We start from the raw sequence: 19,947 nt of genomic DNA on the forward strand, positions 1-19,947 counted from the left end.
TTATCTACTTCTTTTGTAAGGCATCAAATACTCTTCACCTATACAAATGGAATTATTCCCCGCTTATTTTTACAAATGCCATCAAGATTTCTGATAACTTGCATGTAGAGGTATCACTCAATATAACAAAAATGTAAGGTTAATGAAATGTAATTCCATCGATACTATAAATGAAATTATATAAAATAAATTACAGAAATGAATGAGAGTTAAAGAATTTTTATAATGAAAAAGGAGAAGTATACATGCGAAATATATTAAGTGTAGAAAAAATTGAAAAATATTATGGTAATAAAGGTAATGTAACAAAGGCTATAGATAATATTAGTTTTAAGGTAGATGAGGGAGAATTTGTTGGGATAATGGGGCCTTCAGGAAGTGGTAAAACTACATTGCTTAACTGTATATCAACTATTGATAATGTTACTACGGGAAAAATAATCATAAATAATAGTGACATTACTCGGTTAAAATCAAAGGCACTAGATAAGTTTAGACAAAGTGAATTAGGGTTTATATTTCAGGACTTTAATTTATTAGATACTCTTACCGCTTATGAAAATATTGCCTTAGCGTTAACAATAAAAGGTGAGGAAAGTTCAAAAATTGATGGCAAAATAAAATCAGTAGCAAAATATTTAGGCATTGAAGAAGTATTAAGTAAATATCCGTATCAAATGTCAGGCGGACAAAAACAAAGGGTTGCTTCGGCAAGAGCTATCGTAACAGATCCATCTTTAGTACTTGCAGATGAACCAACAGGAGCATTAGATTCTAAATCAGCTCGATTATTACTTGAAAGATTTGAAAGTCTAAATAAGGATTTAAAAGCTACAATACTTATGGTTACTCATGATGCATTTACAGCAAGCTATGCTCGTAGAATTCTTTTTATTAAAGATGGGAAAATATTTAGCGAGTTGGTAAGAGGGAATGATTCCAGAAAAGAATTCTTTACTAAAATTATCGAAGTTATAACCCTTCTTGGAGGTGACGATAATAATGTATTCTAAGATTGCTGTTGGTAATGTAAAGAAAAGCTTTAAAGATTATGCGATATATTTCTTAACACTAACATTAGCTGTTTGTATATTTTATAGCTTTAACTCAATAGAATCACAAAAGGCACTTATGGAAATTGACACTTCAGGTAGAGCGTATGCGTCTACTTTAATGAACGTTATCTCAAATGTTTCAGTATTTGTATCTGCAATATTAGGTGGTTTAATATTGTATGCAAATAATTTCTTAATCAAAAAACGTAAAAAAGAATTAGGAATATACATGACTTTAGGTATGGGAAGAAGAACCATATCCAGAATATTAGTAACAGAGACATTTCTAGTTGGCGTTATATCTTTAATGAGTGGACTTATACTAGGTATTGGAGTATCACAGGGATTATCTACATTTGCATTAAAGTTATTTGATTTGCCCATGAATAAATATCAATTTGCAATTTCAACAGGTGCTATAGGTAAAACTGTATTATACTTTGGAGTTATGTTTATACTTGTTATGTTATTTAATGTATATGTTGTTTCTAAATACAAAATCATTGATTTGTTAACCGCAGGTAGAAAAAACGAAGATGTAAAATTTAGAAATCCTCTTATCTATGTAATCACATTTATTATGTGTGTAGCATCACTTGGATATGCATATGTGACTGTACTAAAAATCGGATTAGATTTTAGAAATCCTATGCTCATGGTATCAATCATTCTTGGCATATTAGGTACATTGCTGTTTTTCTTTAGTTTATCTGGATTTATATTATATGTTGTAAAGAAAAATAAAAAAGTCTATTTTAAAGGGTTAAATATATTTATCATTAAACAAATAAATAGTAAGGTTAATACAAATTTTATATCCATGTCTGTAATCTGTTTAATGTTATGCCTTACAATGGTGACTTTATCTACAGGAATAAGCTTTAAAAGAAGTATAGACGCAACAATGAAAGAAGCAACACCATTTGATGCCAGTATTGTGTTGATGAATAAGGATGAAAGTTACACTATAGAAGACGTGTTAAATAAATTTAATTTTAAAATAAGTAAGAACGAAAAATATGTATCTTATAATGTATATCATACAGGGATGAAAGTTGAAGACTATTTAACACAAGAAAATAAACGTTCTAAGAAACGCGATGTGGATTTCATTAAAATCTCTGATTACAATAAAATTTTAAAACTTAAAGGTGAAAAAGAAATCAATTTAAATAACAATGAAGTTTTACTTTTATCAAATATTAATCAGTTGGTTAATCCGATAAATGAAAGATTAAATAATAGCAACAAAATGAATATTAAAGAAAAAGAATATCTGGTAAAAAACGCTAAAGTTATACAAGAAAATCTTCACACTTTTGATGGGACAACTAATTTATTCACAGTCGTTATAAATGACGAGTTTTTATCAGGCTACAAAATTAGTGAATCCGTATTAAATGTGAATTATTTAGATGGAAATAGAGAAGAATATAATAAAAAATATGATAACGTTGAACCGATCTTTTATGACCCTAATGGTAATGGTCCCACATTAAATATTGAATATATAGGTGGCATATCAAAGGATGAAGCTTATGCAGCGAGTAAGGGATTGAAAACTATCATACTATTTATTGGGATATATATAGGGATTGTATTTTTAATAACGAGTATGGCTGTATTAGCTCTTCAACAATTATCAGAAGCCAGTGATAGCATAGATCGATATAAATCTTTGAAGAGAATTGGTTCAAACGGAACAATGATCGACAAAACGATTTTCATTCAAACTTTCGTATACTTTAGTCTTCCAGTTATTCTTGCTCTAATTCATTCTGTAGTTGGAATTTATGTAGTCAATAATTTTATTAACTCACTTCAACAAACAGACATTGCTTTACCAGCATTGATGACTGGCTTAGTATTTCTTGTAGTTTATGTAGGATATTTCTACACGACATATGTCGGGTATAAAAATATTGTAAAAAGTAATACTTGATTTTATAATGCTCATTAAGGCTATTACATCTTGTTTCTCAAGATGTAATAGCCTTATATTCTATATAGGGAGGGAAAAGTCATGAAAAAAATCATTCTTATTGAAGATGATGAAATCATCCGAGAAGAATTACAAAAATTTTTTATCAAGTATGGATATGAAGTAAAGGCTCCCACAGATTTTAATCATATTATCGAATATGCAGAAAATGAGAATGCAGATCTTATATTACTAGACATAAATCTTCCTGTGTTCGATGGCTATTATATATGCAGAGAAATACGTAAAACTTCAGATGTTCCAATCATAATGGTTACAAGCAGAGATAGTGATGTAGATGAACTCATAAGTATGAATTTAGGAGCAGATGATTTTATAACAAAGCCTTATAATACAGAAATACTATTAGCAAGAGTAACTAACATCTTAAGAAGAACACATGGGGGCGTAAAGGCGACTAACATCTTACATTATAAAGATTTTCATTTGAATCTTTCGAATGCAACGGTTACTTATCAAGATAAGTCCGTAGAGTTAACTAAAAATGAAGTTAAGATACTCTCATGCTTAATGAATAATCGCGGGAATATTGTAAAAAGAGATTCACTCATGGAATCCTTATGGAAATCCGATTATTTTGTGGATGATAGCACCTTAACTGTTAATATAAATAGATTAAGAAAAAAGCTTGAAGAGATAGGTATAGAAAATCCAATTGAAACAAGAAGAAGGTTAGGGTATATAATGCCATGAATATAGGTGAATTTATTAAAGATAAAATGGTAGTAATACTATCTAATGTACTGGCATTTATTATACTAGCAGGTATATTGCTGACTGCGAATGTTCAGTTCATTATAATATTCTTTGTCTTTTGTATTTGGTTTTTTCCATTGATTTCATATATGGCTATAGAATTTATAAAATGTAAAAATTATTATAACGAGATTAATGGCATATTAGAAAACTTGGAGAAAAAATACCTACTTCCAGAGGTAGTAAAGGAAGCAAACTTTATACATGGGGAAAAGCTTAACGCTATTCTGAAAGAAATAAGTAGAGATATGCATGAAAATGTAAAATATTATAGAGATATGCAATTAGATTACAGAGAATATATAGAAACATGGGTGCATGAAATTAAGACACCTATAGCTTCTACAAAGCTAATAATTGAAAATAATCAAAATGAAGTAACTAATAAAATAGACTCCCAATTGGATCGAATCGAAGGGTTTGTAGAACAGGTGCTGTATTATTCTCGAAGCAATAATGTCAGTAAGGACTATATTATAAAACCAATCAACCTTGATGATGTAGTAAGAACTGTAATTAAAAGAAATTATAGAGATTTTATTCATAAGAGAATAAAGTTAGATATAAAAGATATTAATGAAATCGTATATAGTGATAGAAAATGGGTTGAATTTATTATTAATCAAATAATAGGAAATTCTATAAAGTACTCAAATAACAAAGAACAAATGATACGTATATACTCAATTAAGAAAGCTAACTCAGTAATACTAACTATAGAGGATAATGGAGTAGGGATAATACCTAAAGATATAAACAGAGTTTTTGAAAAAGGATTTACTGGAGAGAATGGAAGGAGATTTAGCAAAAGTACAGGAATGGGCTTGTATCTATGCGAAAAACTGTGCTCAAAATTGGGATTAAAAATTGGCATCGATTCTGAAGTGAATAAAGGAACTAGGGTTACATTAATATTTCCTTTGTCAGGCATGGTAACTTTGGAGTCTCTTTTATAACAGAGATGCTGCCATCTTTCCACGTATTTCGTATGAAACTTATAAACAAATTTAAAAAAGTATGAAAAGAATAGAAATTCTCTTCATACCGTTTGTATTACTTAGCTATTTAACATATTGGTATATTTAATTGTGAATCGGATAGATGTTAATCTAGATTAGTCATTACTATTTTTGATGTCCACTAATACTTAACGTAAGATTTGGTTCGGTTGCTACACAGACCTCGTAAGCGAGAAATTGTACACTATATAAAACAGTAAAATAATTAACCGGTTCCTTAACGTACAGGGAATCGGTTAATTTGTGTCCAAATTGTGTCCAAACGTACAATTTTCTTTTTTTGATATGGTGACCCCATGCCCATCAACTTAAGGATGGAAACAAACTGAACTTTCGTCCAGCTGGGTTAAAACATTATTAAAATAGAGTATATTTTAATAATCCACATACCAAATAAACCCTAAAGGGTTGCATTTTTTTAATTATGCAGCTCTTTTTTGTTTTCTAAGTCTACTATACTCATAGACAACACCCATAATATCAAAGACTGTTTTCTTCTCATATCGATGAGATTTCCGCCCATTTTTCTGTAGTAGGTGGAATAGACGGATTAGAATCTTTGTTATTTCTTGAGTGTCTTTCTGTATAGCTTGATACAAAAGATATAGATAATCTTGGATCATTCCTATCGCTTTATATTCGCTTAATTCTCTTTTCTTCTTTTGCAAAAGAAGTTGGCGCATTTTAAACATAGTAGTGGAACACAGGAAAATAGCGATTAGCTTTCCATATAAGTGGCACTCTAATCGTTCTTGTTTTACATTACGATAATGGTCTATTTTGAAGAGTGATTTCCATGTTTTAAAGACAATCTCTATTTGCCAACGTAAAGTATATAACTCATGTACCTGTTCCATCGGAACCCATTCCCAAGGTGTATTCGTCACGTACACGTTTAATCCCGCTACCATTTTACTTTTCTCTGAGTACGTTCTATTTTTGGATTTTTCTTTCTCCAAGATTTTCGCTCGTCTTTTTTGAAGTTGTTTTTCTGTTAATCGATTAAAAATAACACGTGAAAACAGTTGTTGTTTATCACCAATATAAGCATGTTTTAATTCAAATGTTTCTCCGGGGGGGAGTTGGTTTAAAATCTGTTTTATATCGATTTGTATGTATTCCGATTGTTTTTTTATTGCACCATTTTTAAAGTATTCCGGGTTTGGATTTTTCACATATACATTTGTATTTAATTTCAAACGAGAAATATAGTATGTGACTTGTTGATCCATTTGATCTAAGTCTTCCAATGAAAAATAACCCAAATCACGAATACATAAATCTCCTGGTCGTAAGGTATCTAAGCATTCCGTACCAAATGTTTTGTCATTATTTTTCCCTGGTCCAACTTGAAAGTTAAGAAATTCCCCACTGTGCAAATCATATTCTAATTGAATTTTGATTCCAGCTGTTTGGGCACACCCTCCAGAGCCTGGATATACATCCTCTAAAGCATTTGGCACTTGAAATACGGTGGCATCTAGGATACGGATTCGTTGAAAATAAGAGAAAAGGTGGTTAGAAATTTGTGCTTGTTCACATACTTTTTGTTCTAACAGTAAAGAAAAAATATGTTTTAAAAACAAAACTGCTTTCGCATTTAAACGTTTATTTAAGCCCTCAGGGCTGAGTAAAGTGCCTGTCGCTGCATGAAGCCTACTACATAATCGAACTAAAGGATCACTTGCCACCCGTTGACTAATCCAAATACAAATAGTAGCTAAGTCTGATCCAGAAAACTTACGTTTTCGCTTTATAAATCCTATTTCACTTGCAAGTTCTTCTAAAAATACAGGTGTCACATATCGTTGTAGCTCTTCAGCAAATGATTGTAGTTCATCTTGAATCGAAATATTCATAAGAAAACGCCATCCTTTCTGTATATTTCTACAAAAAGAATAACGCTTTCTGTGAATTATGGATATAAATTTATCTTAGGTTGATAGTGATGTGACGCTAGCCCTTAAAGAGCGGATAAACAGGGATTCATCAAAAAAAGTAAAAAAAATAAGCAAGGTTATACCTGACTTATTTCTGAAACTTATGGTTGAGCGTTAGTAACCCATAGGACTACGATCAGAAGGTACAGAACTAATATACCTCCAACGCCAAATGCTAAGATTTTAAAGGATAATTTGTTTAATTATTTTCCTCGTCCTGCAATAGTCAAAATAACGGCTAGAGCAAGAGAGATATACTGAATGTATATTACGGTTGCACCTAAGAACTGTGTAAGACCAAAAAATCCTACAACATATAAAAATAATGTAAATATGCTAAAGAATATCGCCACTTGATTAATTATTTTCCCATTTGTTTCGCTGACCATTCCAATTACCACCTTTCTTAAGAAATATTCCCAATACATTTATTTTATCATAAAATTGCGAAAAAATAACGCATATAGAGGTCCCACCAGATTCCCATCAAGCTAAGAAAAGCAAATACCCCAAAACGAAAAAATTGACATCTCCAGGTGAAAATGTACAATTTTTTTGTTCTGGGGATGCTTCAAAATATTAGCTTGATAGCAATGTGTCTCTACCCATATAGGTCCGTGAACTACGGTACTATGACCATATCGTACAGCTAGTTGAGTGTTCAAATGTTTTTGGTCAAAGTTTTTGTCTTGATATTATATGAACTCACTTCATCACTCCATAATTTTTAGGTAGTGAACGATTTTAGATTACCTAAAATCATCATGATATCCTAAATAATATTTAAAAAGCTAAGCCCATACATCGCAGCAACTGTAAAAATGACTGTCCATACTGCTAGACTGACCGTCATCCAACTTATGACGTGTGTCCGGCTAGATCCAAATGTTAAAGCTAATACGGCTGCAATATCAGTTCCTACGAGAATTGGAGCTAGAAGAGCCAAACCTGGAATACCATAGCGTTCCCATATTTTTCTTGATCGGGTTTCTTTTTTAGAAGGTGTTGTTATACCTTTTTTTAGTTTTCTTGCTGCTTGCCATTTTGCATACTGTTTAAAGAAAAAACCGAGTAATAGAACCAAGATAAGATTTCCTGCAAATGCTGTTACTCCTACTGCAAATGGTTGTAACCCCCATGCGATGCCAAGTGGTACAACGATTGATACATCCATCCATGGGGCAAAAGCTAAAAGAAATAACACTACATATTGCCATAATGCACCCGCATTTTGAGCCCACTCCACCATATTGTTTCATCCCCTTTGTTAAATACGATTTAAAATAAGAATAGTAGTTAACCAATAGACAATGTATTGACCTGCACCTAGTAAACCAATGCACAATAATGGAACAAAATTATGTTGAGAAAAGAGGAAGCAAATCCCTGCCGTTACTGGAAGCGCAATGCTATAGTAAATATACACACTTCGGCAAGCCTTATAGGTTACCCACTGCTGCCCTTCATCTATTTCACGAAATTCAGATGGTATAAAACCAAATAACCTAATCTTATCATGAGGATTCTTTCGGTTATAAATCCTTGTGAGAATGAGCCATAAAAAAGTAACCGTCACTAAAATCCCGAAACATAACTTAGCTAAAATGAGTTGTGTATTCATAAGAGAAAATAGTAAAAATGCAATAATCAACACAAATATACTGGCCCCTATAAGTGGAGATCTTAAAACCTGTTTTATCATAATCGTTCCTCTCCCTTTAAATAAAAAACCTCTTCTACGGTAACTTGAAATACAGCAGCTATTTTTAACGCCATAGTGACAGATGGAGAATAATCACCTTTTTCTATTAATCCAATTGTCTGCCTTGTGACCCCAATTGCATCGGCCAAGTCTTGCTGAGTCCATCTAAATCGTGCTCGTAATTCTCTAACTCTGTTTTCTAGCATCATAATTTCCCTTTCCTCATTTACAATTACTGTAATTGTAAATGATTACTAACAAAATGTAAATAATCATTTGCATTTTGTAATGAATAATTGCTATATACGACATAAATTAACCCTAAGTTAAAAAGGGAGCCCACCCCATCGCTATCAAGTTAAGAAATTTTTTGTTCTCCAAAACCACCAAAAATGAACTAAATTCCCATAGACAACTGTAATGAGATAAAATTTTTATTTTTGGGGTATTATGAGTTCTTAAGTTGATGGCTATGTATGGTGACCCCTATTATATTTTTTGTTAATTTTCGATATAAAACCCATATTTAACATCTATATCAATATTGAGAAATTTATTACAAAATTAGCTATAAATGATTCAAAACCCGAAAGTAAACTTTTAGCCATTAGTATACATTTAAAATATTGATTTCATTAACCCTATCCAACTTTATCTATTTTTAGCAAAATCAATAACAAAAGTATACATTCAAAACACTATAAACAAAAAGACAATTCATTAATATAAAAAAGAATACCACCTTTAAAGGCGGTATTCTTTTTTATATTTTCATCTAAGCAACTAAATAATTAAGTGCCATATATATGGCTAAAAATACACCTACTACTAACTCAAGAGCAATAATTATATATGAAATATTTAAATACAAATCTCTTATGCTTCTATATATAAACATAATCCCTAATAAGAAGAATGTAACATATAAATATTGACCGATGCTAAAAGCTAAAATACCAGATAGTAAAATTAAAATTAGAAACAACTTGTCTATTGTTTTATAATTAATCATTTTTTGTCCAAAAAGTGGTTGCATAAATTTCCTCCTAATATTCATTTTCCGAATTATGGATATTGTTACGTCTATTATATCGTGAATTTTCTGTTTATTTCGTTTTAAATAGGGGTCACCATATCAAAAAAAGAAAATTGTACGCTAAGGACTACAAACCCTTATCATTACAGTATTTTATAAAGATGAATACATGTTCAGAAAGATAAAAACCTAGGTTTAATTGAACATTGATTTGTTTACACACTTTATGAACACGATTATAGCTAGAAAACGTTGATAGTATTGAGTTTAACCTTCTGTTCATAAACATACAATTTTCTGTACACAAAAAATTAGGTTCTTTTTCAAAACTATATAAAGAGAACTACCATTTATTTATGATCCAATCACAATAGGCTAATCCCTTAATCACTTCTTGTATGTCGAAGAAAAAAGAATCAAAATCTAGTAAATCCCATTCCTCATAGAGTAAATATTGTGGGTGTGAAGGATCTTTTATTGCTTCTAAAAATTTAATATATCCTGGAATACATCTAATATCCTCTAATTAAGCTGAATTTTCTCTGCCCATACATGTTACCTCATCAGAGGAGTGATCCAGTATACTTTCAATTTGAATCTGTAGCAACCAATAAATAATCTCCAAAGTCGTATACATATTGAAAAATCTGATCCTTCTTTTTGTATTTGTAATAAAAACCCATATTGACCCCTCATACTCAGAATCGTTTCCGTACCCATACAAGACAAGAATTGAAGAATTTATTTGAAAGTTTTTATAAAAAGGATGAATCAAGAAGCAGAGTCTCAGAAGGATTTGGACTTGCCATTGCAAAAAGTATTGTTGATTTGCAAAGCAGAGACATTCGAGCAGAATATGAAGATGGTATTGTGCGTTTTATTATTTCACTTCCCATTGAAGCAGAAAAGTAATAATGTTATATAAATTGTTTCTTGGTGTAATGAAATGATACGAACTAAAAATGTACCGTTTGTTAACAAGGTAAAAAAGAACTCTTGCAAAAGAGTTCTTTTTTATTAGATTGAAAAATTATTGAACGATTAAAGTTTAAAGTTTTTGTTAAGAAAAAGTTAAGAAATCCCCTCAGTATTTATTAAGAAACACTCTCTATACTTACAAATGTGTTAGAAAGCATATTCATTCTCATTAAAATCCAAAAGAATGAATAAGATGACATCTAATTAAATAGGAAAAGAAAGGCGGAAAAGATAGATGAAAAAAGCATGGATCGCAGTATCAGGATTAGTTGTTGTAGGAGGTGGATTATTAACTTATATGGGAGGAGAAACAATAGATAGATTTAATCCATTAGTGAAAGAAAAAGATGTGTACGTCCTTACAAAAGGGGAAGCAAAACCTGATGGTAAGAGATATTTTTACATGTTAAACGGAGTTGATAAATCAGGCGATGAAAATACCATTAAAGTAGGGGTTTCTGGTAAGAATGATTATCCAGATTCTTATTTAAAGGTTCATGTAAAAGGAAAGTATGTTTACGAATTTGAGAAAGTGCAGGAAAAAGAAGTTCCTGAGAAAGCAAAAGAAAAACTAAAAAAATAAAGAATGAATTTATCGAGTTAAAAACAAAGGTAGGAGAATATTATGAACAACTCAGTTGTAAATGTAAAAAATGTTCAAAAAGTGTACGGTAAAAAAGGTGAAAATCAGTCACACGCTTTAAGAGATGTATCGTTCTCGATTCAAGAGGGAGAATTTGTTGGAATCATGGGACCGTCTGGTTCAGGAAAAACAACATTATTAAATGTAATTTCAACATTAGATGTAGCAACTGGCGGTATTGTTGAAATTGCTGGTATCGATATTACTAAAATGAAGCAAGGAGAGCTTTCAGATTTTCGCGCTCAAAAATTAGGATTTATCTTTCAAGATTTCAATTTATTAGAGAATTTATCTATTTATGAAAATATTGCACTTCCACTTTCACTTCAAGGAGTCCCATCGCGTAAGATTGGTCCAAAAGTAAAGAAAGTAGCCAATATGTTAGGGATTTCGGAAATACTTCAAAAATATCCATCTGAGGTATCTGGTGGGCAAAAACAACGTTCCGCAGCAGCACGTGCGCTTGTACATGAACCAGCCATTATTTTAGGGGACGAACCAACAGGGGCACTGGATTCAAAAAATGCAACAAGCCTTTTAGAAGCAATAAAAAATTTAAATGAAAAACAAGATGTATCCATTATGATGGTGACACATGATCCATATAGTGCAAGTTATTGCCAGCGCATTTTGTTCATTCAAGATGGCGAGTTATATAAAGAAATTCATCGTAGTGGTACGCGTGAAGTGTTCTATAAAGAAATTTTAGATGTACTTGCGGATTTAGGTAAACAAAAAGGATAAGAAAGGACACCCACCATGATATTTAAACTTTCTATATCAGGACTAAAAAGTAAGCTAAAAGATTATATAGTATTACTAGTTGGTCTTGTTATGTCAATTTCAATTTTTTACATGTTTCAAACGCTAGCATTAAATAAAGCATTTTTTGAAGCAAATACTACTATTCGGTCAATTGCGCCTGTTTTTCAAACAGGTTCAGCTCTATTAGCAATCATTACATTCTTCTATGTTCTATATGCAAATTCTTTTTTGATGTCTCTTCGTCAAAAAGAATTTGGGATGTATATGATGTTAGGTGCAAAAAAACATAAGGTTACATTACTTATGTTTCTGGAAACGATTATTATTGGGGCAGTATCCTTAGTAATTGGAATTACAGTAGGAATAGGGCTTTCACAAGGGATTGGTAAACTCCTCATGAAGCAACTGGATTTTACTGCGAGTGGTTACCAAGGGTTTTATGTACCATCTATGTTAGTTACTTGTATGTTCTTCTTGGTATTATTTATGTTATCTGCCATTATGAATAGTGTGAAATTATCACGCATCTCCGTTCTGCAACTTGTACATGCAGATGCTTCAGCAGAACGTACAATGATTAAAGGTAAGTGGACTGGGATTGTTTCATTTTTAGCCATTATTTTATTAGGAATTGGATATGCTTCGATGATTTATATGAATAAGTTAAAAGAACAGGGTCCTATGATTGCGATGCTTACAACTACAGCGGGAACGTATATGTTATTTACTTCTGTCCTTCCGCTTATTATTAAAAAATTAAAGAGTAATAAAAAGCGTAGTGAGAAAGGTCTTAATGCTTTTACATTTGCTCAATTAAACTTTCGTATTAATAGTTTAACAAAGGTACTCGCAACAGTAGCAATGTTAGTAGCACTTGGTGCGGGGGCCATTTCAGGTGGGATGGCTTTCAAAAATAACGTAATTCAATCGACGGATCAACTTGAAATATACGATACAGTCATTCATAATCCAACAGCAGAAGAAAAGAATATTTTAGATGGTATTACATTTAAAGAAAAGAATGAATATCACTATAAAGTAGATGATAAATATGTTTACTACTTGAAAGAAGATTTAGAGAAAAACCGTCCACTTGTGCAAGCTGGAATAGAAAAAAAGGATAGAGGGAAAGTAAAACGAGTTTCTGAAAATCTTCCTGTAGGAGCAATTTCAAAATATGGTGAGGAGAATACAAATATTATCCCAGAAGAGTGGGATGACGCTTTACGCTCTCTTCAACCAACCTATTTAAATTACATGGAAAAAGTAAAAAAAATAGTAGATCAAAAAATGTACGATGGCATACAAGAAAAAGAAAACATTGTTGTAATTGGAAAAACTGAGGATTTTGTAACATATTTAGATAAATGGAAAAAAATTGACGAGTTGCAGCTAGTTAAATATAAAAATGTCACAGCTGAAGATATCTTCAGTAAATATCAAATATATACTGGGATTTACGCCAGTGCCAGCGGAACAGTATTTATGGGATTCTTCTTAGGTATTGCTTTCCTTGCGATGATGGCAAGCTGCTTAATGTTTAAGATTCTTTCTGGTGCATCAAAAGATATTGTACGCTATGAAATGCTTCGTAAAATTGGAGTCCGTCATGAATTATTAGCAAAATCCATTTATAAAGAGTTATTTTTAGTGTTTTTATTTCCAGGGATAGTAGGTATAATTCATGTATTATTGGGTATGAAGATTTTTGGTTTCATCTTAATTGACCCATATTTCCGTATTTGGTTACCAATCTTGATTTTCGTGGTTATCTATTCGATCTATTACCTTATTACAGTTCAATTATATAAAGGAATTGTTCTTCCTGAAAAAAAGTAATAAGAATGTGATGTTTTATTGTATATGCTTTATATTTAATTAGGATATCCAATATTTATTGGCATTATAGTTAGCTTGCTTTTAGCTAACAAGGTAGCTAGATTGGGTTTAATCGAATATTTCGTATATAAACAAGAGAGAAAGGGAATATAATTTTAATTTATGTTCTTTTTCTTTATCTAGATACTTATAAAATGAATGATCTTCCCCTTAACGTAGGAGGTTCGGGTTTTTATCTTTTATAAAATGTATTATCACTGGTTTTATGTCATTTGGTTGGTGCGGTACCCATATAAAAAAGTAACCTGCCTTTTATTGTACAGGTTACTTTTTTAATCATTATTCAAGAAATTTTTTCATACGAAATAATCGCTATTCTTTAATTACCTTTTATTTTCTCTTTTACTTTCTCAGGTAGTTCGGTTTCTTTTACTGTTTCGTAATTCTTAACGAAATGATTTTCATCAGGATCTTTTGATTTTAATACACGAATACGAAGAAACGTAGGGTTCTTTAGCTCCTCTGACACAGTAAAAGTAACTTTAGCCTTTTCTCCTTCCTCATTATAAGCGTCTAATTTATATTCTTTTGTGGTTGGATGCTGTGACTTATCTTCATTACCTTTCATCTTTGTGATATCTGTCCCAGCGATGGTAATGATACCTTCTGTTGCTTTATCTAAAGTAGAAATCACGTTTAATAATGTTGTCTTCCCTGAACCTGAAGGACCCATGATTCCAACAAACTCTCCTTCTTCAATCGAAAAAGAAACGCCTTTTAAGGCATGGGATTGATTTTTCCCCTTTTTACCCTATATCTTTTCTACTTTATTTACATGTAATACGGTTTTACTCATAAAAATTACCTCCGATGTGTAATTTAATCTCAGGTTGATTCATACATCGTTAGTTTAGCTATTATGCTTTAATGAAGATATCTATTTTTCTTACATCTACCTTACAATGTTGTAAGACGTTAATGATTATTATTTTTTCAATCAAAGTATAGGCAGCAAAAACTCTCCAACTGATATACAGAAATAAAAAAACTATCTATTTCCTTAAAGAGTAAGAAAACAGATAGTTGTGTCCAATTTGTGTCTAAACGTACAATTTTCCCGAAATGGTATGGTGAGGCCATGCCCATCAACTTAAGAATTTCCACTACCCCCAAGTACAAAAAAACGTTATTCTTTCTTAACAAGCTAGTGTCCAGAGATAATAAAGTTGTTTAATTTACAATAAATTCTTTTAAAACATAATAAAGTTATTTAAAAAATTCTGGTCATGTTATTCAACAATTGAGCCATTTAATTGAATAAGACTACACAAAAAGTCGCTTTCCCTTACGTAAGGAAAGTGACTTTTTAGCTTTATTTCCCCCTTGTTATCAAGCTATTTATTTTAAGTTCCTTTGACTAATTTTGAAAATGTTGTTGACTATTCAGTTGAACTGTATTACGTTATTATTAAGTTGAACTATATAGTCGAACTGAATAAAGGGTGAGGATATGAAACATAAATTATTACCGTTGTCTGAAACAATGCATTATATTTTATTAGCTATGCGTGAGCCACTCCATGGCTATGCCGTAATGCAGAAGATAGAAAAGATAAGTAAAGGTACTGTCATTTTAGCAGCTGGTACATTATACGGTGCGATTGAAAACTTGAATAAGCATGGTTGGATTGAACCTGTAGGAGAGTTGGGTCGAAGAAAAGTTTATATGATAACTGCAGAAGGAAGCGCCATTTTGAAAATGGAACAAAACAGGTTATTACATATTTTATCTCTGTACGAAAGAAGTGAATCTAATGAAGAAATTTAAGATATTTTTTGATATTGGAAAAGAGGAGCAATGGCTGAACGAGCAATTACAAAAGGGCTATCGTTGTACAAATATTAGTGGACTAGGAATATACACTTTCGAAAAAACCAACAAGAGATATGTGATGCGACTGGATTATCAAGATTACTTGTCAAAGAAAAAGTTTAAAGATTACAGAGGGATATATGAAGATTTCAGTTGGAACTATATAAAGGGGCCCTGGCTTAGTGGAACTCGATATTGGCAAAAAGAAGATGATGATCAAAATGAAATCTTCTCGGATCGCCAATCAAAGAGCAATTATTATAAAAGATTGATGGGTTATTCATCTGGTATTGGTATACTGTTATTGCCTTATTTTCATATGCTTTACAAGAATTCAGGTTTATATTTAACTGAAGGTCTTTGGAGTATGAAAGGTGCATTGTTTTGGAAAGCATTATTATTTGAAACTCCATTTGTCCTTTTGAGGTTGCTTCCAGCCCTTATGCTTGTTTTCGTTGGTATCAGCTTCTATAAAACTTATCAAAAGTATTCAATGTTAAAAGAAAAATAAACGTTTTTTAAATTTTCCAGGATCGCGCGCTATTGTTGAATAAACCTTAGATTTCTAAACGACTTTATTGTTATATTTTTGAGTACAGTGAAGTATCTTATATCGAAAATTAAATAACTATATTTTAACCCCGTCCTAAATTTAGTACGGGGTTATGCTTGTTTTAGGTATTAAAGTTAAATAACTTTATTGTCTTTATACAGCTAGATAAGAAAGGATGACGTTTTTTATGAATCTCTCGATTCAAGATGAATTACAACCATTTGCGGAAGAATTAAAACGATACACCACACCTGTATTTTTAGAAGAACTGGCAAGAGAAATTGGATTTATAAAACGAAAACGTAAGTTTTCTGGCTCAGATTTAGCTACAATTTGTATTTGGATTAGTCAACGAGTGGCTAGCGATCCCTTAGTCCGATTATGTAGTAGAATTCATGCAGCCACTGGTACTCTTCTTAGCCCTGAAGGCTTAAATAAACGTTTAAATACAAAGGCAGTTTTGTTTTTACAACATATTTTCTCTTTATTGTTACAACAAAAAATATGTGAACAAACTCAAATCTCTAACCAACTTTTTTCTTATTTTAAACGCATTCGTATCCTGGATGCCACTGTATTCCAAGTGCCAAATGCTTTAGAAAATGTATATCCCGGCTCTGGAGGATGTGCCCAAAAAGCTGGAATCAAAATTCAATTAGAATATGACCTACATAGCGGACAGTTTTTAAACTTTCAAATAGGACCAGGAAAAAATAATGATAAAACATTTGGTACGGAGTGCTTAGCTACCTTACGACCAGGAGATTTATGTATTCGTGATTTAGGCTATTTTTCATTAGAGGATTTAGATCAAATGGATCAACGTGGCACCTATTATATTTCTCGATTGAAATTAAACACAAATGTATATGTGAAAAATCCAAACCCAGAGTTCTTTAAAAATGGTGCAATTAAGAAACAATCGGAATACATACAAATCGATGTAAAACAGATTTTGAAGCAATTACAACCAGGAGAAACATTTGAATTAAAAAATGCTTATGTCGGTGATAAACAACAACTGTTTGCACGCGTCATTTTTAATCGATTAACAGAAAAACAACTTCAAAAACGACGAGATAAGATAGCTGAAAAAGAAAAATCCAAAAATAGAACGTACTCAGAAAAAAGTAAATTGATAGCGGGCTTAAACGTGTACGTGACGAATACACCTTGGGAATGGGTTCCGATGGAACAAGTACATGAATTATATACATTGCGTTGGCAAATAGAAATTATTTTTAAAACGTGGAAATCATTATTCAAGATAGATCATTATTCTACGGTAAAGCAAGAACGATTAGAGTGCCAATTATATGGGAAACTCATTACCATTTTCCTATGTTCCTCTACTATGTTTAAAATGCGGCAATTACTTCTACAAAAAAAGAAAAAAGAATTAAGTGAATACAAAGCAATTGGAATGATCCAAGATCATCTATCTCTGTTATATCAAGCCATGCAGAAAGACACCCAAGAGATAACAAAGGTTCTAATCCGCCTGTTTACCCTACTACAGAAAAATGGACGGAAATCTCATCGATACGAGAAAAAGACAGTCTTTGATATTATGGGTGTTGTCTATGAGTATAATGGATTGAGAAAACAAAAGAAAGCTGCATAGTGAAAAAATGAAACCCGTTAGGGTTTATTTAGTATGCCTATTTTTAAGGAAATCAAATATTTTAAGAGCTTTTTAGTTTATATGAAAAAAATTCATTTTATTTCTGTTCTTAAGTTGATGGGCATGTATGGTGAGGCCTACTAGAAAAAATGAATAATAAAGTTGTTTACTTCGAGAGCTAAATCTTTAATGATGACCCCCATCATTTCAATAATACATATTTAAAAATATCGACATTTTCACCTTGTTCATCTAGAACTGTTTCAATATGCTCCCAACCTCTTTTTTCATAGTAAGCTGAAGCATTTTCTGTCTTTAAATATACTTTTGTATAACCTATTTTTTTCATATGTTTTAGCAAGTCTTTGATTAAATAAAACCCTATTTTTTGACTTCGGTATGAAGGTTCAACATATAAAGATGCTAACCAAGGTTTATATTGAGATTTTTCTTTCCAATCGTTTTCAAATACGGATACTGTTCCTACACATTGTTCATCTACATTCGCTATAAAAGTGATTGGAAATTCATCTGCATATGTTCTCTTAAAAAAATCGACAATTTCTTCATATGTTTTTTTACTGCTAGTTGGTACAACAAATTCTTTGTAAACCATTTTTGCAACATCTTCTATATGTTCTGGCCGATTTACTAATAAATCAATATCCATAAATTCCCCTCCGTTTTTAAATTCTAATTACTGTCCTGGTGTTAAACATCCGTTTGCCGAATATTCTATATAATCATTATAAACGATATGAAAAAAAACGACACTAAATCTCTTAGTATCGTTTTTTAAAACAACTCAATTATTCGTGAACACGTATTTTTTTCACTTTGAGGGGATTTCTTTTTATTAGCTTGATGGCGATGTAGTGCTCCCCCTTATAAATGTTACAAAAATCTTTCAAATAGCTCTAACTTGCACAATGCTTCCCGTTAATATAATACGCTGATTCTGTGAAAACCGTAAATACAACCTCTACTTCTGGAAGTCCAAAATCCATTACATATTTAGTAATGGCCTTGGCAAATCGATCACGAATTTCCTGTCCACGCTCGAACCATTTCACTTCAATAAGAGGAAACGCTTCTATTTCTTCTCCATTGAATACAAACGTAGAACTTGGTAGTTCCAACGTAAAATTATCCGTACCACACTCACAAATCTCTGCGAGCTCTTCTACTAATGGCTTGCTTATGCGTTTTAATTGTTCAGTAGTAATTCCACGAAACACAACATGCGGCATGTGAATCCCTCCGTTAGATAGCTTTATATTTGCTCACATCATAGCACAATTTATTTTGCTGCACTAGAATCTATTGGTACATTTCAATGACATTCTTAAATTGATAGGCATGGGGTAGTACCACACATCCATCAACTTAAGGATTTAGACTATTCTTGAAGTTAAAAGCACGTTACTATTCTCTTATGTTAATGAGAAAGGGTGACGTGCTTTTTATGAATATGCATCAAAAACAAGAGTTGTCTTTATTTGCCGAAGAGTTATATCGCTATATGTCTCCCGCTACACTTAATCAACTAGCTATAGAAGCTATTTTGAACGTAAGGGATTTGTAAGGAATAGGTAAGGAAAAAGAGATTTTCATTGTATATGATAAAAATATAAAGAGGCGTGAAAGGCGGAACAGATATGACTTATATATGAAAAACAAACCAGTAACAAGAGTGTTTCAGAAAAAAAGTAATTTCTGGGGTTAACATACCTGTGGAAAAAGAGGGATTGACCCTTTGTCATTAGTGGAGATGATAGCTGTGTGGTTAGTATGAAACAGCAAGCAACCACCTATACAATATGAATAGAGGAGAGGAATTCCTTATGAAAACACGTAGTCAAATTACATTTGCAAGTCTGGCCCTTTTAATTGCTGGAAATTCCCTGTTATACACAACGCCAACCTCAATTGTAAAAGCAGAGCCCACTCAAAATGTATCTAGTTCGTTACAAACAAGCACTCAACGAGATCGTAATTCCGTCAAGCAAGCAATGCGGGATACATTGCAACTTGGATTCCCGGGGATACTTGCTAAAACTTCCGAGGGTGGAAAAACGTGGAGTTATGCCGCTGGGATAGCGGATCTGAGAACCAAGAAACCAATGAAAACAGATTTTCGCTTTCGCATTGGCAGCGTGACG

The 19,947-nt window shown here is 31.8% G+C and carries 21 protein-coding genes and 2 pseudogenes; 13 read left to right on the forward strand and 10 right to left on the reverse strand.

Annotated features, from left to right (window positions below):
* The first annotated feature begins 245 nt into the window (after positions 1-245).
* The 4 genes from U860_RS0115795 (at position 246) to U860_RS0115810 (ending at position 4,769) form a co-directional block, all read left to right on the forward strand.
* Positions 246-1,013 carry an ABC transporter ATP-binding protein gene (locus U860_RS0115795; protein WP_025149312.1) on the forward strand — a complete coding sequence of 256 codons (768 nt, stop codon included), beginning with the start codon at positions 246-248 and terminating at the stop codon, positions 1,011-1,013.
* The gene (locus U860_RS0115800; RefSeq protein WP_025149313.1) at positions 1,003-2,997 is read left to right on the forward strand and encodes an ABC transporter permease; all 1,995 of its coding nucleotides are present in this window, start codon (positions 1,003-1,005) and stop codon (positions 2,995-2,997) included. The genes U860_RS0115795 and U860_RS0115800 overlap by 11 nt, the downstream gene beginning before the upstream one ends.
* An 81-nt stretch (positions 2,998-3,078) precedes the next feature.
* Positions 3,079-3,750 (forward strand): response regulator transcription factor, encoded by a 672-nt coding sequence (locus U860_RS0115805; protein ID WP_025149314.1) that lies wholly within the window; start codon positions 3,079-3,081, stop codon positions 3,748-3,750.
* A complete protein-coding gene (locus U860_RS0115810) occupies positions 3,747-4,769 on the forward strand; it encodes a sensor histidine kinase (protein WP_025149315.1) in 1,023 nt (340 codons plus the stop codon). The genes U860_RS0115805 and U860_RS0115810 overlap by 4 nt, the downstream gene beginning before the upstream one ends.
* Positions 4,770-5,254: 485 nt before the next feature.
* Here the strand turns inward: U860_RS0115810 and U860_RS0115815 are convergent, their stop codons facing one another.
* The 7 genes from U860_RS0115815 to U860_RS37010 form a co-directional block, all read right to left on the reverse strand.
* Positions 5,255-6,691: an IS4 family transposase gene (locus U860_RS0115815; RefSeq protein WP_025149316.1), complete on the reverse strand. Its 1,437-nt coding sequence runs from the start codon at positions 6,689-6,691 to the stop codon at positions 5,255-5,257.
* A gap of 284 nt (positions 6,692-6,975) precedes the next feature.
* Positions 6,976-7,161, reverse strand: a complete 186-nt coding sequence (locus tag U860_RS0115820; RefSeq protein ID WP_025149317.1) for a hypothetical protein — start codon at positions 7,159-7,161, stop codon at positions 6,976-6,978.
* A gap of 383 nt (positions 7,162-7,544) precedes the next feature.
* On the reverse strand, positions 7,545-8,021 hold the full coding sequence (locus U860_RS0115825) for a small multi-drug export protein (protein ID WP_025149318.1): 477 nt from the start codon (positions 8,019-8,021) through the stop codon (positions 7,545-7,547).
* 18 nt (positions 8,022-8,039) lie between these two features.
* Entirely contained in the window at positions 8,040-8,474 is a 435-nt protein-coding gene (locus U860_RS0115830) for a hypothetical protein (RefSeq protein WP_025149319.1), read from the reverse strand.
* On the reverse strand, positions 8,471-8,683 hold the full coding sequence (locus tag U860_RS0115835) for a helix-turn-helix transcriptional regulator (RefSeq protein WP_000979036.1): 213 nt from the start codon (positions 8,681-8,683) through the stop codon (positions 8,471-8,473). Before U860_RS0115835 ends, U860_RS0115830 begins: the two co-directional genes overlap by 4 nt.
* Before the next feature lie 566 nt (positions 8,684-9,249).
* Entirely contained in the window at positions 9,250-9,510 is a 261-nt protein-coding gene (locus tag U860_RS0115840; protein ID WP_025149320.1) for a hypothetical protein, read from the reverse strand.
* A gap of 343 nt (positions 9,511-9,853) precedes the next feature.
* Positions 9,854-10,027 (reverse strand): hypothetical protein, encoded by a 174-nt coding sequence (locus tag U860_RS37010; protein WP_345840341.1) that lies wholly within the window; start codon positions 10,025-10,027, stop codon positions 9,854-9,856.
* Between the two features lie 203 nt (positions 10,028-10,230).
* Between U860_RS37010 and U860_RS0115850 the strand changes: the two are divergent.
* The 4 genes and pseudogenes from U860_RS0115850 to U860_RS0115865 all read left to right on the forward strand — a co-directional run.
* Positions 10,231-10,422: pseudogene (locus tag U860_RS0115850) on the forward strand (ATP-binding protein); the annotation flags it as partial.
* A 301-nt stretch (positions 10,423-10,723) separates the two neighbouring features.
* A complete protein-coding gene (locus U860_RS0115855) occupies positions 10,724-11,071 on the forward strand; it encodes a YxeA family protein (protein WP_025149322.1) in 348 nt (115 codons plus the stop codon).
* Positions 11,072-11,113: 42 nt separating this feature from the next.
* Positions 11,114-11,875 carry an ABC transporter ATP-binding protein gene (locus U860_RS0115860; protein WP_025149323.1) on the forward strand — a complete coding sequence of 254 codons (762 nt, stop codon included), beginning with the start codon at positions 11,114-11,116 and terminating at the stop codon, positions 11,873-11,875.
* A gap of 15 nt (positions 11,876-11,890) precedes the next feature.
* A complete protein-coding gene (locus tag U860_RS0115865; RefSeq protein WP_025149324.1) occupies positions 11,891-13,735 on the forward strand; it encodes an ABC transporter permease in 1,845 nt (614 codons plus the stop codon).
* 379 nt (positions 13,736-14,114) lie between these two features.
* Here U860_RS0115865 and U860_RS36845 read toward each other — a convergent pair.
* A pseudogene (locus tag U860_RS36845) lies at positions 14,115-14,591 on the reverse strand (YxeA family protein).
* Positions 14,592-15,245: 654 nt separating this feature from the next.
* On the opposite strand from U860_RS36845, the gene U860_RS0115875 reads away from it, so the two are divergent.
* From U860_RS0115875 to U860_RS0115885, 3 genes are all read left to right on the forward strand, one after another.
* Positions 15,246-15,563, forward strand: coding sequence for a helix-turn-helix transcriptional regulator (locus U860_RS0115875; RefSeq protein WP_000681016.1), 318 nt, complete (start codon positions 15,246-15,248; stop codon positions 15,561-15,563).
* Entirely contained in the window at positions 15,550-16,119 is a 570-nt protein-coding gene (locus tag U860_RS0115880; protein WP_025149326.1) for a DUF2812 domain-containing protein, read from the forward strand. The genes U860_RS0115875 and U860_RS0115880 overlap by 14 nt, the downstream gene beginning before the upstream one ends.
* Before the next feature lie 229 nt (positions 16,120-16,348).
* Complete coding sequence (locus tag U860_RS0115885; protein ID WP_025149327.1) at positions 16,349-17,785, forward strand: IS4-like element IS231H family transposase; 1,437 nt, start codon at positions 16,349-16,351, stop codon at positions 17,783-17,785.
* 202 nt (positions 17,786-17,987) lie between these two features.
* Here the strand turns inward: U860_RS0115885 and U860_RS0115890 are convergent, their stop codons facing one another.
* Together U860_RS0115890 and U860_RS0115895 are read right to left on the reverse strand one after the other, a co-directional pair.
* Entirely contained in the window at positions 17,988-18,455 is a 468-nt protein-coding gene (locus tag U860_RS0115890) for a GNAT family N-acetyltransferase (RefSeq protein ID WP_025149328.1), read from the reverse strand.
* A gap of 247 nt (positions 18,456-18,702) precedes the next feature.
* Positions 18,703-19,035 carry a DUF1904 family protein gene (locus U860_RS0115895; RefSeq protein WP_025149329.1) on the reverse strand — a complete coding sequence of 111 codons (333 nt, stop codon included), beginning with the start codon at positions 19,033-19,035 and terminating at the stop codon, positions 18,703-18,705.
* A 155-nt stretch (positions 19,036-19,190) separates the two neighbouring features.
* Between U860_RS0115895 and U860_RS35645 the strand changes: the two genes are divergently transcribed.
* Together U860_RS35645 and U860_RS0115900 are read left to right on the forward strand one after the other, a co-directional pair.
* Complete coding sequence (locus U860_RS35645) at positions 19,191-19,370, forward strand: hypothetical protein (protein ID WP_081806751.1); 180 nt, start codon at positions 19,191-19,193, stop codon at positions 19,368-19,370.
* A 235-nt stretch (positions 19,371-19,605) separates the two neighbouring features.
* A partial coding sequence (locus tag U860_RS0115900; protein WP_162791005.1) for a serine hydrolase occupies positions 19,606-19,947 on the forward strand: 342 nt, incomplete at its 3' end.

This window comes from Bacillus sp. H1a (genome assembly GCF_000633475.1).
In the GTDB taxonomy this organism is placed as follows: domain Bacteria; phylum Bacillota; class Bacilli; order Bacillales; family Bacillaceae_G; genus Bacillus_A; species Bacillus_A paramycoides.

Bases quoted from the DNA above. Each gene is read 5' to 3' on its own strand.
- U860_RS0115825 (WP_025149318.1), bottom strand. From the start codon at position 8,021: ATGGTGGAGTGGGCTCAAAATGCGGGTGCATTATGGCAATATGTAGTG.
- U860_RS0115810 (WP_025149315.1), top strand. From the start codon at position 3,747: ATGAATATAGGTGAATTTATTAAAGATAAAATGGTAGTAATACTATCT.
- U860_RS0115815 (WP_025149316.1), bottom strand. From the start codon at position 6,691: ATGAATATTTCGATTCAAGATGAACTACAATCATTTGCTGAAGAGCTA.
- U860_RS0115865 (WP_025149324.1), top strand. From the start codon at position 11,891: ATGATATTTAAACTTTCTATATCAGGACTAAAAAGTAAGCTAAAAGAT.
- U860_RS0115795 (WP_025149312.1), top strand. From the start codon at position 246: ATGCGAAATATATTAAGTGTAGAAAAAATTGAAAAATATTATGGTAAT.
- U860_RS0115840 (WP_025149320.1), bottom strand. From the start codon at position 9,510: ATGCAACCACTTTTTGGACAAAAAATGATTAATTATAAAACAATAGAC.
- U860_RS0115805 (WP_025149314.1), top strand. From the start codon at position 3,079: ATGAAAAAAATCATTCTTATTGAAGATGATGAAATCATCCGAGAAGAA.
- U860_RS0115890 (WP_025149328.1), bottom strand. From the start codon at position 18,455: ATGGATATTGATTTATTAGTAAATCGGCCAGAACATATAGAAGATGTT.
- U860_RS0115820 (WP_025149317.1), bottom strand. From the start codon at position 7,161: ATGGTCAGCGAAACAAATGGGAAAATAATTAATCAAGTGGCGATATTC.
- U860_RS0115875 (WP_000681016.1), top strand. From the start codon at position 15,246: ATGAAACATAAATTATTACCGTTGTCTGAAACAATGCATTATATTTTA.
- U860_RS0115860 (WP_025149323.1), top strand. From the start codon at position 11,114: ATGAACAACTCAGTTGTAAATGTAAAAAATGTTCAAAAAGTGTACGGT.
- U860_RS0115830 (WP_025149319.1), bottom strand. From the start codon at position 8,474: ATGATAAAACAGGTTTTAAGATCTCCACTTATAGGGGCCAGTATATTT.
- U860_RS0115835 (WP_000979036.1), bottom strand. From the start codon at position 8,683: ATGATGCTAGAAAACAGAGTTAGAGAATTACGAGCACGATTTAGATGG.
- U860_RS0115880 (WP_025149326.1), top strand. From the start codon at position 15,550: ATGAAGAAATTTAAGATATTTTTTGATATTGGAAAAGAGGAGCAATGG.
- U860_RS0115895 (WP_025149329.1), bottom strand. From the start codon at position 19,035: ATGCCGCATGTTGTGTTTCGTGGAATTACTACTGAACAATTAAAACGC.
- U860_RS0115800 (WP_025149313.1), top strand. From the start codon at position 1,003: ATGTATTCTAAGATTGCTGTTGGTAATGTAAAGAAAAGCTTTAAAGAT.
- U860_RS0115885 (WP_025149327.1), top strand. From the start codon at position 16,349: ATGAATCTCTCGATTCAAGATGAATTACAACCATTTGCGGAAGAATTA.
- U860_RS0115855 (WP_025149322.1), top strand. From the start codon at position 10,724: ATGAAAAAAGCATGGATCGCAGTATCAGGATTAGTTGTTGTAGGAGGT.